General features: G+C 72.2%; 15 protein-coding genes. 8 read left to right on the top strand and 7 right to left on the bottom strand.

The features are described 5' to 3' along the window. Positions 1 to 210 precede the first annotated feature (210 nt). The gene (locus ACIBTU_RS21815; RefSeq protein WP_399127965.1) at positions 211 to 1,335 is read right to left on the bottom strand and encodes a DUF3152 domain-containing protein; all 1,125 of its coding nucleotides are present in this window, start codon (positions 1,333 to 1,335) and stop codon (positions 211 to 213) included. Between the two features lie 401 nt (positions 1,336 to 1,736). After that, complete coding sequence (locus ACIBTU_RS21810) at positions 1,737 to 2,816, bottom strand: alpha/beta hydrolase (RefSeq protein ID WP_399127964.1); 1,080 nt, start codon at positions 2,814 to 2,816, stop codon at positions 1,737 to 1,739. Between the two features lie 136 nt (positions 2,817 to 2,952). Here ACIBTU_RS21810 and ACIBTU_RS21805 point away from each other — a divergent pair, with 136 nt between their 5' ends. The 4 genes from ACIBTU_RS21805 (at position 2,953) to ACIBTU_RS21790 (ending at position 5,079) form a co-directional block, all read left to right on the top strand. Beyond that, the gene (locus ACIBTU_RS21805; RefSeq protein WP_399127963.1) at positions 2,953 to 3,174 is read left to right on the top strand and encodes a hypothetical protein; all 222 of its coding nucleotides are present in this window, start codon (positions 2,953 to 2,955) and stop codon (positions 3,172 to 3,174) included. Between the two features lie 344 nt (positions 3,175 to 3,518). Further along, positions 3,519 to 4,160, top strand: a complete 642-nt coding sequence (locus ACIBTU_RS21800) for a TetR/AcrR family transcriptional regulator (RefSeq protein WP_399127962.1) — start codon at positions 3,519 to 3,521, stop codon at positions 4,158 to 4,160. A 188-nt stretch (positions 4,161 to 4,348) separates the two neighbouring features. Then, positions 4,349 to 4,576 carry a DUF3107 domain-containing protein gene (locus ACIBTU_RS21795; RefSeq protein ID WP_188337001.1) on the top strand — a complete coding sequence of 76 codons (228 nt, stop codon included), beginning with the start codon at positions 4,349 to 4,351 and terminating at the stop codon, positions 4,574 to 4,576. A gap of 227 nt (positions 4,577 to 4,803) precedes the next feature. Then, positions 4,804 to 5,079: a hypothetical protein gene (locus ACIBTU_RS21790; protein ID WP_399127961.1), complete on the top strand. Its 276-nt coding sequence runs from the start codon at positions 4,804 to 4,806 to the stop codon at positions 5,077 to 5,079. A gap of 61 nt (positions 5,080 to 5,140) precedes the next feature. On the opposite strand, the gene ACIBTU_RS21785 is transcribed toward ACIBTU_RS21790, so the two are convergent. Further along, positions 5,141 to 5,887, bottom strand: coding sequence for a ferritin-like fold-containing protein (locus tag ACIBTU_RS21785; RefSeq protein WP_399127960.1), 747 nt, complete (start codon positions 5,885 to 5,887; stop codon positions 5,141 to 5,143). 522 nt (positions 5,888 to 6,409) lie between these two features. On the opposite strand from ACIBTU_RS21785, the gene ACIBTU_RS21780 reads away from it, so the two are divergent. The 3 genes from ACIBTU_RS21780 to ACIBTU_RS21770 all read left to right on the top strand — a co-directional run bounded on the left by ACIBTU_RS21780 (position 6,410) and on the right by ACIBTU_RS21770 (position 10,140). Further along, positions 6,410 to 8,785 carry a DEAD/DEAH box helicase gene (locus ACIBTU_RS21780; protein WP_399127958.1) on the top strand — a complete coding sequence of 792 codons (2,376 nt, stop codon included), beginning with the start codon at positions 6,410 to 6,412 and terminating at the stop codon, positions 8,783 to 8,785. 150 nt (positions 8,786 to 8,935) lie between these two features. Further along, positions 8,936 to 9,799, top strand: a complete 864-nt coding sequence (locus ACIBTU_RS21775) for an alpha/beta fold hydrolase (RefSeq protein ID WP_399127957.1) — start codon at positions 8,936 to 8,938, stop codon at positions 9,797 to 9,799. Positions 9,800 to 9,987: 188 nt separating this feature from the next. Next, complete coding sequence (locus ACIBTU_RS21770; protein WP_188337006.1) at positions 9,988 to 10,140, top strand: hypothetical protein; 153 nt, start codon at positions 9,988 to 9,990, stop codon at positions 10,138 to 10,140. Between the two features lie 83 nt (positions 10,141 to 10,223). Here the strand turns inward: ACIBTU_RS21770 and ACIBTU_RS21765 are convergent, their stop codons facing one another. The 3 genes from ACIBTU_RS21765 to ACIBTU_RS21755 all read right to left on the bottom strand — a co-directional run bounded on the left by ACIBTU_RS21765 (position 10,224) and on the right by ACIBTU_RS21755 (position 12,594). After that, positions 10,224 to 10,829, bottom strand: a complete 606-nt coding sequence (locus ACIBTU_RS21765; RefSeq protein ID WP_399127956.1) for a MarC family protein — start codon at positions 10,827 to 10,829, stop codon at positions 10,224 to 10,226. A gap of 118 nt (positions 10,830 to 10,947) precedes the next feature. After that, on the bottom strand, positions 10,948 to 11,811 hold the full coding sequence (locus ACIBTU_RS21760; protein ID WP_399127954.1) for a PHP domain-containing protein: 864 nt from the start codon (positions 11,809 to 11,811) through the stop codon (positions 10,948 to 10,950). Between the two features lie 144 nt (positions 11,812 to 11,955). Further along, positions 11,956 to 12,594, bottom strand: coding sequence for a DUF6758 family protein (locus ACIBTU_RS21755; RefSeq protein ID WP_399127953.1), 639 nt, complete (start codon positions 12,592 to 12,594; stop codon positions 11,956 to 11,958). A 187-nt stretch (positions 12,595 to 12,781) separates the two neighbouring features. Here ACIBTU_RS21755 and ACIBTU_RS21750 point away from each other — a divergent pair, with 187 nt between their 5' ends. Then, positions 12,782 to 14,041: an MFS transporter gene (locus tag ACIBTU_RS21750; protein ID WP_399127952.1), complete on the top strand. Its 1,260-nt coding sequence runs from the start codon at positions 12,782 to 12,784 to the stop codon at positions 14,039 to 14,041. Between the two features lie 12 nt (positions 14,042 to 14,053). Here ACIBTU_RS21750 and ACIBTU_RS21745 read toward each other — a convergent pair whose 3' ends face one another. Then, on the bottom strand, positions 14,054 to 14,638 hold the full coding sequence (locus ACIBTU_RS21745) for a suppressor of fused domain protein (RefSeq protein WP_399127951.1): 585 nt from the start codon (positions 14,636 to 14,638) through the stop codon (positions 14,054 to 14,056). Positions 14,639 to 14,790 lie beyond the last annotated feature (152 nt).

Raw genomic sequence — 14,790 nt, 5'->3', positions numbered from 1 at the left:
CCCACCCCCCCCCCCGCGCGCCCCCCCCCCCCCCCCCCGGGGGCGCGCCCCCCCCCCCCCCCCCGCCCCCCCCCCCGCCCCCGCGCGGCGGCGCCCCCCCCCCCCCCCCCCCCCCCCCCCCACCAAAAGGGGTGAACGGCCGTAACTTTCCCGCGCGCGTGACGTTCTGTCGCGCTAAGAGATCAAAGCGCTACGGAAAGCTACGGAGCGTCAACCCTTGGGAAACACCCAGGGGTTGGGCCGGCAGGTGATGCCGTCGGCCTTCAGGAACTTGGTCTGCTGCTGCATCACGGGAGCCAGAGCGCCGTTCTGCGTGCACGTCACGTGATTGAAGCCGAGCCGGTGGCCGACCTCGTGATTGATGAGCATCTGGCGGTACGGGAAGATCGCTTTGCCGTGCAGGGCGTCGTCGTACGGCTTCGCGCCCTGCGCCCAGCGGTACGCGTTGATCATCACGCGCTCGGTGGCGGCCGAGTCGCACGACACGTTGTCCTCCGTCGTGTCGAGGCCCGACTTCGCGCACCATTGCGCGGTGGTCCCAGGACTGGCGAGCGTGATGACGAACTGCGCCCGCTCCCCCTTCCCGACGCGCTCGAAGGTGCGCTCGCCGTCGTGCGCCCAGCTCCGCTTGTCGTTCAGGGTCTTCTGCACGGCGTCGGCGAACAGCTTGGCGTCGAGGCCGAGGCCCTTCTCCACGTCGACGCGGTAGCGGAACTTCGTCCCCTTGCCGGGCGCCGCGGCGCCGTCCGGGATCGACTCGAACGTGCCGGACCCCTTGAGGTCCGCCGCGAGCGGGTACTTCTTCGCCATCTTCTGCGCGTACGTGAGCGGGACGACGCGGGCCGGCGCGGTGGGCGTCGCCCGGTCGTCGGAGCGGGAGGCGGTGCCGCCCCGGGTGCGACTGCCGTCGGCGGACCCTGCCCGCGTGTCGCTCCCGGAGTCGCTGTCCCGGTCGGCGACCTGTCCCGCGACAACGATGGCGAGCACGGTGGTGACGGCCGCCGCGGCGATCCCCGTGAAGGTCATCCCCTTGCGGCTCCGGCCCGGAGCCGGCTCCAGGGGCAACTCGTCCGAGGGCAGCGGCGGGTACTCGTCCCAGTCCGAGAGGGACGCGTACGGGTCGGCCGGGTCCTGGTGCGAGGCCTGAGGACCGGACGCGTACGGGTCGGACCGGTACGGGTCCGGCGCTCCGGGCGTGCCGAGGAGTGTGCGGCCGGCCGGGTACGCGGCGTGGCCCGCGGACGCGCCGACGCCGTCGAACGCGTCGACGTACTCCTGGCGCGGGCTCGGCAGCGGTCCGGTGCCGGGGCCTTGCGGCCCCCCGGACGGGACCACGGGCGGGACGACGGTGCCGCCGCTGCCCCGGGCCGTCGGCGCGGGCGGAGCGGGAGGCGACGGCGGGCCGCCCCAACCGCCGCCCGACTCATGCTGCTCGGGGTGGCCGCCACGGACGTACGGCGCGGCCGGACGGGCCGGCCGATGAGCACCCTGCGGCGCCTCGAAGGTCGACGGATAAGCCGATGGATAGGCCGAGGAGTGAGGGGGGTGAGCGGAGTGAGCGGCCTGGGACGGCTCTCCGGGCGACCGGTACGCGCCCTGCGGCGGCTCGGCCGCCGTCCGGCGTCTGCGGCCGGTGCCTGTCAGGGGCGCCGCCTGCGCCTTGGGCTCGGCCGGCTTGCCGGCCCGCTCGCCGCTCTCTGCCGGTCCTCGGCGGCTATGCCGTCCCACAGGCCGCCTCAGCTCCCCGGATTAGTACTGTGCATTTTCGTTTCGTGTGTCGACGCCTGGTCACGCGTCGGCTTCTCGTCCTCTGTCGGCGCACCACGTGACGCTCTCACATCACCCGCCGCCCCGTTCAACGTCTCCGTGTCCGACAGGAGTTCCCGGAACGCGGTGGCGACCGTCTCCGGATACTCCATCATCGCGACGTGCCCCGCGTCCGGCAGGGTCAGCAACCGCGCGTCGCGGAACGTTCTGGCGGCGCGCGCCGCCATCCGGTACGACACCAGCAGGTCGCGGCCGCCGTAGACGAGCAGGGTCGGCGCGAGCACGCGCTCGGCCTGGCGCCACAGTCCGTGCTGGCCGCCGAGCGTGTACGCGTTCACCACCCCGCGCGCGGAGCGGGCCATCGCGTCCCAGAAGTAGGGGAGTCTGAGGCGCCGCTCCATCTCGTCGACGGCGGCGCGGAAGCCCTCCGGCGAGACCCGGTTCGGGTCTCCGTAGCAGAGCGCCATCACGCCGCGGACCCGCTGCTCCGCCGTCCAGTCCCTCGTCAGCCGGGTGAAGAGGGAGGCGACGCCGGGCACGGCGAGCAGGCCGGTCGGCACGGCGGTGCGCTGGACGCGGATCTCGGGCAGCGCGGGCGACACGAGCGTCAGCGTGCGGACGAGGTCGGGCCGGACGGCCGCCACGCGCGTGGTGACGGCGCCGCCCAGCGAGTTCCCGAGGAGGTGGACGGGGCCGCGGCCCTGCGCGTCGAGATAGCGGATGACGGCCCGGGCGTGTCCGGTGACCGAGTAGTCGCCGTCGTCCGGCGGCGGCGAGTCGCCGAAGCCGGGGAGGTCGACGGCCTCGCCGTCCACCACGTCGGCGAGCAGCGGCATCAGCGCCGACCAGTTCTGCGAGGAGCCGCCGAGGCCGTGGACGTAGAGGGCGGGCGGCAGCCCCTCCCGCGCGGCGGGGCGTGAGCGGACCGCGAGGGTCAGGCCGGGCAGACCCACCGAGCCCATCCGCTCCCCCTCCGCGACCCGGACGCCTTCCGGGACGGACACCGTGTCCACGGCGGACGGCACACGCGGCGACTCGGTCGAAGACATGCGGGATATGTTACGAGACGATCACGCACTGGTTCGTGTGTTCGCCGTCACAGCCCGCATAGCGCACCGTTCCTGTGTCTCCTACGCTCGATTCAGGGCACCCGCCCACGTGGAACAGTGAGGAAGGGAGCCATCCATGACGGTCGACCCCAGCGATCCCGAGACCTTCACGGAGCGCGGCGACACCACGGAGATCGACGTGGAGGCCCCGGAGGCCGACGCGGCCGAGCAGCACGCGGATCTCGCCCCGGACCGGGACGATCCGCCGGCCGGTGACGCCGACCCCGACACCGCGAACGAGGCGGACCGCGCCGAGCAGGCCCGAGTGGTGGCGCTCGACGAGGACGACTACCGCTGACCTCGCCCCGCACGACCGTCACGCACAACGGACGGCCGGAGATCCGGCACGTCCGCAACCACAATCACCACCAGCCAAGGCCAAGGCCACAGCCACAGCCACAGCCACAGCCACAGCCACGATCACAACCCCACACAGCGGCACGTCGGCAGCCGGATGCGTACAAGCAGGCGGCCACATGTCGGGCGACGGTATATACCGCTTTCCCGTGACAAGACCGCTACGCGCCGCTTTCACTGCCGTCCGGTCCGTGAAATTCTGCGCCTGCACCGCGCACATCGCAGTTACCCAAAAGTACGATGACGACGCGGCGCATACCGCAACGGACGATTTTGGGAGGCGGCGTGACAGCCACCGAGCAGACGGAGGCGGCGCGCCCGAAAGGCACCCGCCTGCCGCGCCGTGCCCGACGTAATCAGCTCTTGGGCGCGGCCCAGGAAGTATTCGTCGCACAGGGCTACCACGCGGCCGCGATGGACGACATCGCGGAGCGTGCCGGAGTCAGCAAGCCGGTGCTCTACCAGCACTTCCCCGGCAAGCTCGACCTCTATCTGGCGCTCCTCGACCAGCACTGCGAGTCGCTGCTGCAGTCGGTGCGCACCGCACTGGCCTCGACGACGGACAACAAGCAGCGTGTCGCGGCGACGATGGACGCCTACTTCGCGTACGTGGAGGACGAGGGCGGCGCGTTCCGGCTCGTCTTCGAGTCGGACCTGACGAACGAGCCGGCGGTGCGCGAGCGCGTCGACCGCGTCAGCATGCAGTGCGCCGAGGCGATCTCCGACGTGATCGCCGAGGACACGGGCCTGTCCAAGGACGAGTCGATGCTGCTCGCCACCGGCCTCGGCGGCGTCTCCCAGGTGGTGGCGCGCTACTGGCTGTCCAGCTCGAGCCCGGTGCCGCGCGACAAGGCGGTCGAGCTGCTCACGTCCCTGGCGTGGCGCGGCATCGCCGGCTTCCCGCTGCACGGCATCGAGCAGCTCTGAGGCATCGGCCGAGGACAGGAAAGGCGACCGGCGCCCCTGTAATGGGGCGCCGCGCCGTTTTGTTCCCGACGGGCTGTTCGCTCTTGGCGTGCGGCAAGGGCACCGAGAGCCTCGTCTCACCGGGCTAATCTGTGCTGGGTACGGCGCGGTCGTCCGCGCACATCACGGATCGTCGGAGGGACAAGGCCGTGGAGGTCAAGATCGGCGTGCTGCACACGCCCCGCGAGATCGTTCTGGAGAGCGATCAGTCCGCCGAGGAGGTCGAGGGCGCCGTGTCCGAGGCACTGTCCGGCAAGTCGCAGCTGCTCTCTCTGACGGATGACAAGGGCCGCAAGGTCCTCGTCCCCGCCGAGCGTCTGGCCTACGTCGAGATCGGCGAGCCGGCGGTGCGCAAGGTGGGCTTCGGCCCGCTGTAGCGGCTTCGCAGCAGGTACGGATTTCCGGGAAGGGCCCGGTGACGCACACCGTCACCGGGCCCTTTCCCGTGCTCGTCCCCCCGGTCGCCCGGCGCCGGTCGCGTCCGGAGCACACCCACAGCGTGCGCACAGGACAGCCACACAGGGAGGGTTGCGTTCCGGGGCCCAGGGGTAGACCCGCTAGGACCGATTTGCACCGGCCGGACGCGCGGGAGGGACCCACCATCATGCTGCTCGAGGCTCTCGGCTCCGCACTGCTCGGCCTGGCGCTCGCCCTCGCCGCCGGGCGCCGGCTCCCGCGCCGGCTGCCGACTCCGCGTCTGGTGGTGCCCACGGGCGTCGCCGGTGCGCTGTTCGGGGCCTTCGTGACGCACAGCGCGCTCGGCCCGGGGCACGCGCTCGCCACGCTCGGGGGCGCGCTCGTGCTGGCGGTGGCCCTGCTGTCCCTGCTGCTGCGCCCCACGCGGGGCGGAGCGCGGCGGCTGAGCCCGAACGCGCAGTAGCGTCCGGGCCCGCCGCAGGAAGCTAGAAGCGGACAGCGGGAAGCCGGAAACCGGAAAAGCGTCAGGCGGCGAGGCCCAGCGCGGCCATCCGCTTGGTGTGCGCCTCGGTGATCCGGGAGAACATCTTGCCGACCTCGGCCAGGTCGAAGCCGTCGGCCACGCCCCCGACCAGCATCGTGGAGAGCGCGTCGCGGTCCGCGACGACCCGCTGCGACTGCGACAGGGCCTCGCCCATCAGCCGCCGCGCCCACAGCGCGAGCCGCCCGCCCACGCGCGGGTCCGCCTCGATGGCCGCCCGCACCTTCTCCACGGCGAACGACGCGTGCCCCGTGTCGTCGAGCACGGCCAGCACGAGGGAGCGGGTGTCGGAGTCGAGCCGGGCCGCGACCTCGCGGTAGAAGTCCGAGGCGATCGAGTCGCCGACGTACGCCTTGACCAGGCCCTCCAGCCAGTCCGACGGCGCGGTCTGCTTGTGGAATCCGTCGAGCGCGGCGACGAAGGGGTCCATGGCCTCGGTCGGCTCGGCGCCGATCGCGGAGAGCCGGTCGCGCAGCTGCTCGAAGTGGTGGAACTCGGCGGACGCCATCTTCGCCAGCTCCGCCTTGTCGGCGAGGGTCGGCGCCAGCTTCGCGTCCTCGGCGAGCCGCTCGAACGCCGCGAGCTCGCCGTACGCGAGCGCGCCCAGCAGGTCGACGACCGCGGCACGGTAGTTCGGGTCCGCGGAGGCGGTGGCCCAGTCCTGGGCCGCGATTCCGGTCGGCGCGGGGGGCGCTTCGGTGGACGGCGTGGCGTTGTCAGACGTCTCCATGCAGCGCACAATAGCCCGCTCGCGGGGTCCGGTAAGTCCCTGGTCATGGAGTGTGACGACGACTACGTGACCAAATCGGCCATCGCACATGCGAGTTTCCGGGGTATGGTGGTAAAGAGCCCGCCGAGTGCAAGCCTGTGTCATGGTGCCTGCACGTATCTCCGACGGGCCTCATGAATGAGGATGCCCGGTCGGTGGCCCGATCGGCTCCGACCCGACAGCCCTCCGGATCTGCGTCACATGACGTACGGATCGAGGAGGGGCCCTCAGCGGCACGAGCGCTCGAGCGTCGGCAGTGGTCCCGCGCCATCCGGTTCCTCCGCAGCAGCGGAAGCGGACCGGCGTACCAAAGGCACGGCACTGGCACGGTCACGACCCCCGCGTTCGCCTCGGTCCGCACCTCACAGAAGAGGCAACACCCTGACTACGCAGACTTCGACATTCCGTCAGCTCGGCATTCTTCCCGAGACGGCGGAGGCCCTCGAGGCCGTCGGCATCATCACCCCCTTCCCCATCCAGGAGATGACCCTCCCCGTCGCCCTCACCGGCACGGACGTCATCGGCCAGGCCAAGACCGGCACGGGCAAGACCCTCGGTTTCGGTCTCCCCCTCCTGGAGCGCGTCACCGTCCCCGCGGACGTCGAGGCCGGCCGGGCCAGGCCCGAGCAGCTGACCGACGCCCCGCAGGCCCTCGTCGTCGTCCCGACGCGCGAGCTGTGCACCCAGGTGACCAACGACCTCCTGACCGCCGGCAAGGTGCGCAATGTGCGCGTCCTCGCCATATATGGCGGTCGCGCCTACGAGCCCCAGGTCGAGGCCCTCAAGAAGGGCGTCGACGTGATCGTCGGCACCCCGGGCCGTCTCCTGGACCTGGCCGGCCAGAAGAAGCTGGACCTCTCGCACGTGAAGGCGCTCGTCCTCGACGAGGCCGACGAGATGCTCGACCTGGGCTTCCTGCCCGACGTCGAGAAGATCATCAACATGCTTCCGGCGAAGCGCCAGACGATGCTGTTCTCGGCGACCATGCCGGGCGCCGTCATCGGCCTCGCCCGTCGCTACATGTCGCAGCCCACGCACATCCGCGCCACCGCGCCGGACGACGAGGGCGCGACCGTGCGGAACATCGCGCAGCACGTGTACCGCGCGCACAACATGGACAAGCCGGAGCTGGTCTCCCGCATCCTGCAGGCCGACGGCCGCGGGCTCGCGATGATCTTCTGCCGCACCAAGCGCACGGCCGCCGACATCGCCGACCAGCTCAAGCGGCGCGGCTTCGCGTCCGGCGCGGTCCACGGCGACCTCGGTCAGGGCGCGCGCGAGCAGGCGCTGCGCGCGTTCCGCAACGGCAAGGTCGACGTGCTCGTGTGCACCGACGTCGCCGCGCGCGGTATCGACGTCGAGGGCGTCACGCACGTCATCAACTACCAGTCGCCGGAGGACGAGAAGACGTTCCTCCACCGCGTGGGCCGCACCGGCCGCGCGGGGGCGAAGGGCACCGCGGTGACGCTGGTCGACTGGGACGACATCCCGCGCTGGCAGCTCATCAACAAGGCGCTCGAGCTGGACTTCAACGACCCGGTCGAGACGTACTCGTCCTCCCCGCACCTCTACGAGGAGCTGAGCATCCCGGCGGGCACCAAGGGTGTCCTGCCGCGCTCGGAGCGCACGCGTGCCGGTCTGGACGCGGAGGAGATCGAGGACCTGGGCGAGACCCGTGGCCGCGGCGCCGACTCCGGCCGTGGTGGCCGGGGGGACCGTGGTGGCCGTGGCGGCCGCCAGGACCGCGACCGCGAGCGTGACAGCCGCGACCGTGAGAACCGCGAGGAGCGTCGCGAGGAGCGTCCGGCCCGTACGCCGCGCCGCCGGCGCCGTACGCGTGCCGGTGAGCCGCTCGCCGCGGGTGCCGCCGCTGCCGCTCCCGTGACGCCGGTCGAGGAGGCTGCCTCCGAGCCGCGCACCCCGCGCCGTCGCCGCCGTACGCGTGGCGCGGCCCAGGGTGCCGCGCCGGTCGCTCCGGCCGCCGAGGCCGTCGTCGAGACGGTCGAGGCCGCCGCGCCGGTGCTGACCGAGGCCCCGCCGGTCGCCGAGGTGCCCGCGCAGTCGCGTCGCCGTACGCGGAAGAAGGCGGAGGCCGTCGTCGAGACGGTGGAGGCCGTGGTCGAGGCCGCGGCTCCCGTCGAGGCCGCGCCGAAGAAGCGCACCCCGCGCAAGAAGGCCGCCGAGGCGGTCGTCGACACGGCGGAGGCCGTCGAGGCCAAGCCGGCCCGTCGTACGCGCAAGAAGGCCGAGCCGGTCGCCGAGTCGGCGCAGGCCGTCGTGGACACGGTCGAGGTCGTCGAGGCCGCGCCGAAGAAGCGGGCGCCTCGCAAGAAGGCCGTCGCCGCCGCTCCGGAAGAGGCCGCCGTCGTCGAGGCCGCGCCCAAGAAGCGCACCACGACGCGCAAGAAGGCCGCCGAAGCCGCCGTCGACACCGCCGAGGCCGTCGAGGCCGCGCCGAAGAAGCGCGCGCCCCGCAAGAAGGCCGCCGAGGCCGTGGTCGACACGGTGGAGGCCGTGGAGGCCGCGCCGAAGAAGCGGACCACCACGCGCAAGAAGGCGGAGGCCGCGGTCGACACCGCGGAGGCCGTCGAGGCCGCGCCGAAGAAGCGGGCGCCTCGCAAGAAGGCCGTCGCCGCCGCCGCGGAAGAGACCGCCGTCGTCGAGGCCGCGCCCAAGAAGCGCACCACGACGCGCAAGAAGGCGGAGGCCGCGGTCGACACCGCGGAGGCCGTCGAGGCCGCGCCGAAGAAGCGCGCGCCCCGCAAGAAGGCCGTCGCCGCCGCCCCGGAAGAGACCGCCGCGGCCAAGCCGGTGCGTCGTACGCGCAAGAAGGCCGTGGCCGAGGCCCCCGAGGCCTGATCGGTCCCACGCCGGAACTGTTCGCAGGCCCGGATCCCGCACTCGCGGGGTCCGGGCCTGCGGCGTTCGGGCCGGCGGGGTCCGGCCCTGCGATGTTCGGGCCCGGTGGCCGAGGGGCGGGCTCCCGTGTCGTCCCGTTAATCTCACCGCATGAGCAGGCCCGAGACGTTCACCCCGCCGCCCGGCACGCGCGCCCGCACCCTGCGCACGGCGCGAGGTGACTTCGCCGCGCTGACTGGTGAACCGGCGTCCGGCCCGTTGCGCGGCACGGCGCTGCTGCTGCCGGGGTTCACCGGCAGCAAGGAGGACTTCATCGCGCTGCTGCTGCCGCTGGCCGAGGCCGGGTACCGCACGGTGGCCGTCGACGGGCGCGGGCAGCACGAGAGCGCGGGCCCCCGGGACGACGAGGCACCGTACGCGGGCGCGGAGCTGGCCCGGGACGTGCTCGCGCAGGCCGCGGCGCTCGGCCCGGCGCCCGTCCATCTGCTCGGGCACTCCTTCGGCGGGCTCGTGGCGCGTGCGGCGGTGGTGGCCGACCCGGCGCCCTTCGCGTCGCTGACCCTGATGGCCTCGGGTCCGGCGGCCGTGTCGGCGTCCCAGCAGCGGCGGGTGGCGATGCTGCGGGACGCGCTGGCCGTGTACGACATGGGGCAGGTGTGGGAGGCCATCCAGGCGCTGGAGGCGGCCGAGGGCCCGGTCGAGCCGCGGGGCGACGAGGACGATCTGCGGCGGCGCTGGATGAACAACAGCCCGGCCCAACTCATCGCTGCCGGGCGGCAGTTGTGCACCGAGCCGGACGGGGTCGAGGCCCTCGCCCCGGTCGCGCCGCCGGTTCATGTCGTCTCCGGCGAGGAGGACGACGCGTGGCCGGTGCCGCTGCTCGACGACATGGCGGCTCGGTTGAAGGCGGAGCGGACGGTCGTCGCGGACGCCGGCCACTCCCCCAACACGGACCGCCCCCTGGAGACGGCGGCGGCCCTCGCCGCCTTCTGGGACCGGCACCCGACCGACTGACGCACCGTCACTGTAGGTGTTCGCGCGACCCCGCTACTCGCGAGTAATTAGTTCTTCGAAAAATTTCCTTAGCGTAGGGAATGTTTGCACGGGGCAACCCGTTGACCCCTATAGAACGCGGGGCACTGTCGCCACGCCTTCCACCTCAGTTCTCCTCCAGGAGGATCACCAGACGAAGGGAGAAGCCTGTGCGCTTCGAGATCATGCGACTGGACGACGTCGACGGCGCGGCCGTCGACACCACCGTCGTGGACGCCGCCTCCGTCAATCGGATCGTTCAGCAGGCCGCCGCCATAGGGCAGCGCCTCTACATCCGCCCGGCCGAGTCCACCGCCTCATAACGGCGAGCGGCTCACACACTTCGAAGCCCCCGTACGCATCGTGCGTACGGGGGCTTCGCGTGTGCCCGGGGCGGCGGGCGGGGTCAGGATCCCTGGATCACCTGGGTCACGCCGTTGATGATCTGCTGCACGGCGATGGCGGAGAGCATCATGCCCGCGAGCCGGGTCACGAGGACGACGCCGCCGTCCTTGATGACGCGGATGATCACGAGCGAGTAGCGCATGACCAGCCACAGCACGACGTGGATCGCGACGATCGCGGACCAGACGGAGACCTGTGTGGCGACCGAGTCGGCCTTCTGGACGGCCAGGATGACCGAGACGATCGCGCCGGGCCCGGCGAGCAGCGGCATGCCGAGCGGGACGAGCGCGACGTTCACGTCCTTCGTCTGCTTCGGCTCGTCCGTCTTGCCGGTGAGCAGGTCGAGCGCGATGAGCAGGAGCAGCAGACCGCCCGCGATCATCAGCGCGGGCACGGAGACGTGCAGGTAGTCGAGGATCTGGTGGCCCAGGACACCGAACACGGCGATGACGCCGAAGGCGACGCAGACGGCCTGGAAGGCCATGCGCTTCTGGACCTTGGCGGGGCGGCCCGCGGTGAGGGCGAGGAAGATCGGGGTGATTCCGGGGGGATCCATAATCACAAAAAGCGTGAGAAAAAGGGATCCGAAGACAGCGACGTCGAACACGGTGGGGCCAGGCCTTGCGGGAGATGAGCGGGAAGGGGAGGGAGTGCGAGGCGATCAGGGGCGGCCGGGCGCGGACCGCGCGCCCGAGGGGCGTGGGCCGGTGCCGGTGCGGCGCTGATCAGGCGTGGCGTCCGCCGGCGCCCGGGACGGGGAAGGCCCCCGTGGCGCGGCGCACGATCTCCCCGTAGACCTCGGGGTCGGTGGTGTACTCGCCGGGGACGCAGGTCTTGCGGCTGCCGTGGTAGTCCGAGGAGCCGGTGGTGAGCAGGCCGACCTCGGCGGCGAGGCCGCGGAGCCGGACGCGGGTGGGCTCGTCGTGGTCCATGTGGTCGACCTCGATGCCGTCGAGGCCCGCCGCGGCGAGCTCGGCGATGGCCGACTCGGTCACGGTGCGGCCGCGCTCGGCGGCGGCGGGGTGCGCGAAGACGGTGACGCCGCCGGCCGCCTTGACCAGGCGGATCGCCTCGAAGGGGTCGGTCTCGTGCTTGTCGACGTAGGCGCGGCCGCCGTCGGCGAGCCAGTCCTTCGTGAAGGCGTCGGAGACCGTGGGCACGACACCGAGCTCGACGAGCGCGGTGGCGACGTGCGGGCGGCCGACCGAGCCGTCGCCCGCGATCCGGGCCACCTGCTCCCAGGTGACGCCGACCCCCAGCTCGTTCAGCTTGGCGACCATGCCCCGGGCGCGCGGCACCCGGTCGTCGCGGACCAGCTCGCGCTCGCGCAGCAGGTCCGGCTCGTCGGGGTCGAAGAGGTACGCCAGCATGTGCATGCTCACGCCGTCGAGGCGGCAGGAGAGCTCGGCGCCGGTCACGAGGGTCAGGCCCTCGGGCAGAGCCGCGAGGGCCTCGGCGTGGCCGCGTGTGGTGTCGTGGTCGGTGAGGGCCACGACGTCCAGGCCCGCCGCCGCGGCGTTGCGCACCAGCTCGGCGGGGGTGTCCGTGCCGTCGGAAGCGGTGGAGTGGGTGTGCAGGTCGATACGCACGGCTGCGGACTCCAGGCTTCGGGCGGAGGGATCGGGACCGCTCAAGGATAACGGGGATTCCGGACACCCCTGTCACCACCGAACCGGCCGTGACTCCTTACCGTCGGTACCCCTGCTCGGGCCGCCCCGGCACCGCGGCCCGGCTCACTCCAGAATGCGCGGCGACAGCGCCCCGCACGGCATCATGTCGACCTCGGGCCCGGCGTCGCGCAGATCGGCGAGGACCAGCTCGTCGTACAGGAGCATGCCGGAGTGCTCGGGCCAGACGATCGCCCACAGCCACAGGCCGCGCGCCTCGCCCGCGAAGACGGCGCGGTCGTCCGGGGTGCCGGTGACGTGCCACAGCGGGGTGGGGCGGCCGGCCGCGAGGACCTTGGCCTGCGGCGGTCCCGTGACGTCCAGGAAGGGTCCGGGGTCGGGGCCGTCGATGCCCGCGTAGCGCGAGCCGAGTCCGACGCCGAGCTCCTCGGCGACGAGCACCAGCTCCCCCATGCCGCCGAGCGGCCCGGGTCCCGAGCAGGCGACGGCGGTGGCGCGGCCTCCGGAGCGGTCGTCCCCCGCGTTGGCCACCCCGGTGAAGAGCCAGCCGACCGGGAGCGGCCACGGCATCCACACGGGGACACGGGCACGCTTCACGACGACGCCGAGCGCCTCGACGCTGGGCGGGATGACCGGTTGTAACGGGTGCACGGCGCCGTGCACGTCGCACTGCCAGGAGTCGGCAAAAAGGCCGGGAGCCCTGACCCGGCCACCACACTTCGGGCAACTGGGTTCGCCCCTCATAAGGCCCAACGGTCCTCCCCGGGCCGCGCCGCGTCAAGGACGATCACCCGTCCGGACCGTCACGATCACCCGGCCGAGGACATCACCATGTAGATGTAGCTTGCATTAATTAGCTGCTCTAACTTATTATGTGCATACGCCAACGATTCAGAGCGTCCTCATCAGAGCGTCCTAAGGAGCGGCCGGCATGAGCCACAGCGAGCCAGGATTCGAAGGGGACCCGTTCGACGCGGGCGCCACCAGCCTCCTGCGTCAGCCGAAGGCCGTATGGGCCACCGCGGGCGCGTCCGTCGTCGCCTTCATGGGCATCGGGCTCGTCGACCCGATCCTGCCGTCGATCGCGCAGGGCCTGAAGGCCACCCCGAGCCAGGTCTCCCTGCTCTTCACCTCGTACTTCCTGATCACCGCGGTCGCGATGCTGGTGACCGGGTTCGTCTCCAGCCGGATAGGCGGCAAGAAGACGCTGCTCGCCGGGCTCGCGCTGGTCGTGGTGTTCGCCGGGCTCGCCGGGACCTCGGACTCCGTCGGCCAGCTGGTCGGCTTCCGGGCCGGCTGGGGCCTCGGCAACGCCCTGTTCGTCTCCACCGCGCTCGCCGTCATCGTCGGCGCCGCGGCCGGCGGCAGCGCCGCCGCGATCCTGCTCTACGAGTCCGCCCTGGGCCTCGGCATGGCCTGCGGCCCGCTGCTCGGCGCCGTGCTCGGCAACGCGAGCTGGCGCTACCCGTTCTTCGGCACCGCCGCGCTGATGGCGGTCGGCTTCCTCTGCATCACCGTGTTCCTCAAGGAGCAGCCCCGGCCCGCGAAGAAGACCTCGCTGCTCGACCCGATCAAGGCGCTCGGCCACGGCGGCCTCGCCTCGGCGGCGCTGTCCTCGTTCTTCTACAACTACACGTTCTTCACGGTGCTGGCCTTCACCCCGTTCGTGCTGAACATGACCCCGTACAAGTCGGGCGCCGTGTTCTTCGCCTGGGGTGTGCTGCTCGCGCTGTTCTCGGTGGTCGTCGCGCCGCGCATGCAGGCCCGGTTCGGCTCGCTCAAGGTGCTCGGCGGCTCGCTGGTCCTGCTCGCCGCCGACGTGCTCGTCCTCGGCTACGGCAGCCACAGCACGGCCGTCGTCTGCACGATCCTGTCCGGCGCCTTCATCGGCGTGAACAACACCGTCTACACCGAGCTGGCCCTCGGCGTCTCCGACGCCCCGCGCCCGGTGGCCTCCGCCGGGTACAACTTCGTCCGCTGGTTCGCCGCGGCGGCCGCCCCGTACTTCGCGCCGAAGATCGAGGAGTGGACCGACATCCACATCCCGTTCGTCGTCGCCGCGATCACGGCCGTCCTCGGCGCCCTCGTGGTCTGGGTCCGCCGCGACTCCCTCACCCACGAGGCCGAGGAGCTGGAGCCCCGGCACGCGAGCGAGGACAGCGTCTCCGTCTTCGCCGACCAAGGGAACTGAGGCTCCCTCACATCAGTCCAGCGGGACGGACCTGCGCAGCGGATCGCGCAGGTCCGTCTTGCCGTTCAGCCACTTCTCCTGGAGCGCGCCCGCCCCGTGCACCCGCTTCCACGCCGCCTCGTTCTGCGTCATCGGCAGCAGCGGCAGGAACCGGACGGGGTCCATCGGCTCGTCCAGGTCCAGGTCCTCCACCAGGCCGCCCGGCTCCGCCACCAGTACGGAGGTGAAGGGCGCCCCGGGCCACAGCGGCTCGCCCACGTCCAAAGAGGCGCCCGGTGCCACGACGACTCCCTCGACCTGCGGGGACGCGGCGAGCACGGCCAGTGGGCGGAGGACCTTGTCGGTCTCGGCGAGGCCGGCGCGGACCGTGAGGACCAGCTCGGCGCGCGGGCCCTTCACCGGGTCGGCGAGCGCCGCGGTCGGATCGGACATCGGGGACGCGGACATGCCGAGCGTCGCGTACCGCACCACGTCCCCGTCGGAGAACCGCAGCACCTCGATGCGGTCCGTGCCGAGGAACGTGACCGCCGCGCGTGCGTCGGGCTCACCGAAGGCCGTCAGCAGCCGGGCTTCCACCAGTGCAAGAACTTCTCCCATCCCGCGAGCATAGAACTCGCATGCAACGGGTAAAGAAGGGACTTGCTTCTTCAGTCGGCTGATAGTCTTGGCCGCTGGTCGGCATGGTGCGCGGTTGCGTGCCCGCCGAGCGTCCTCGGGACGCTCGGAGCGCCGACCCGTCACCGTCCCCC

The organism is Streptomyces sp. NPDC050145, assembly GCF_044460245.1.
Lineage (GTDB): Bacteria > Actinomycetota > Actinomycetes > Streptomycetales > Streptomycetaceae > Streptomyces.
The sequence above is the reverse complement of the archived record's forward strand: the minus strand, read 5'-3'. Positions and strand labels throughout refer to the sequence as shown.

What these genes read in the sequence shown, in the direction of transcription:
- ACIBTU_RS21810 (WP_399127964.1), bottom strand. Translation starts at nt 2,816, where the DNA reads ATGTCTTCGACCGAGTCGCCGCGTGTGCCGTCCGCCGTGGACACGGTG.
- ACIBTU_RS21805 (WP_399127963.1), top strand. Translation starts at nt 2,953, where the DNA reads ATGACGGTCGACCCCAGCGATCCCGAGACCTTCACGGAGCGCGGCGAC.
- ACIBTU_RS21790 (WP_399127961.1), top strand. Translation starts at nt 4,804, where the DNA reads ATGCTGCTCGAGGCTCTCGGCTCCGCACTGCTCGGCCTGGCGCTCGCC.
- ACIBTU_RS21785 (WP_399127960.1), bottom strand. Translation starts at nt 5,887, where the DNA reads ATGGAGACGTCTGACAACGCCACGCCGTCCACCGAAGCGCCCCCCGCG.
- ACIBTU_RS21780 (WP_399127958.1), top strand. Translation starts at nt 6,410, where the DNA reads ATGACCCTCCCCGTCGCCCTCACCGGCACGGACGTCATCGGCCAGGCC.
- ACIBTU_RS21775 (WP_399127957.1), top strand. Translation starts at nt 8,936, where the DNA reads ATGAGCAGGCCCGAGACGTTCACCCCGCCGCCCGGCACGCGCGCCCGC.
- ACIBTU_RS21755 (WP_399127953.1), bottom strand. Translation starts at nt 12,594, where the DNA reads ATGAGGGGCGAACCCAGTTGCCCGAAGTGTGGTGGCCGGGTCAGGGCT.
- ACIBTU_RS21750 (WP_399127952.1), top strand. Translation starts at nt 12,782, where the DNA reads ATGAGCCACAGCGAGCCAGGATTCGAAGGGGACCCGTTCGACGCGGGC.
- ACIBTU_RS21745 (WP_399127951.1), bottom strand. Translation starts at nt 14,638, where the DNA reads ATGGGAGAAGTTCTTGCACTGGTGGAAGCCCGGCTGCTGACGGCCTTC.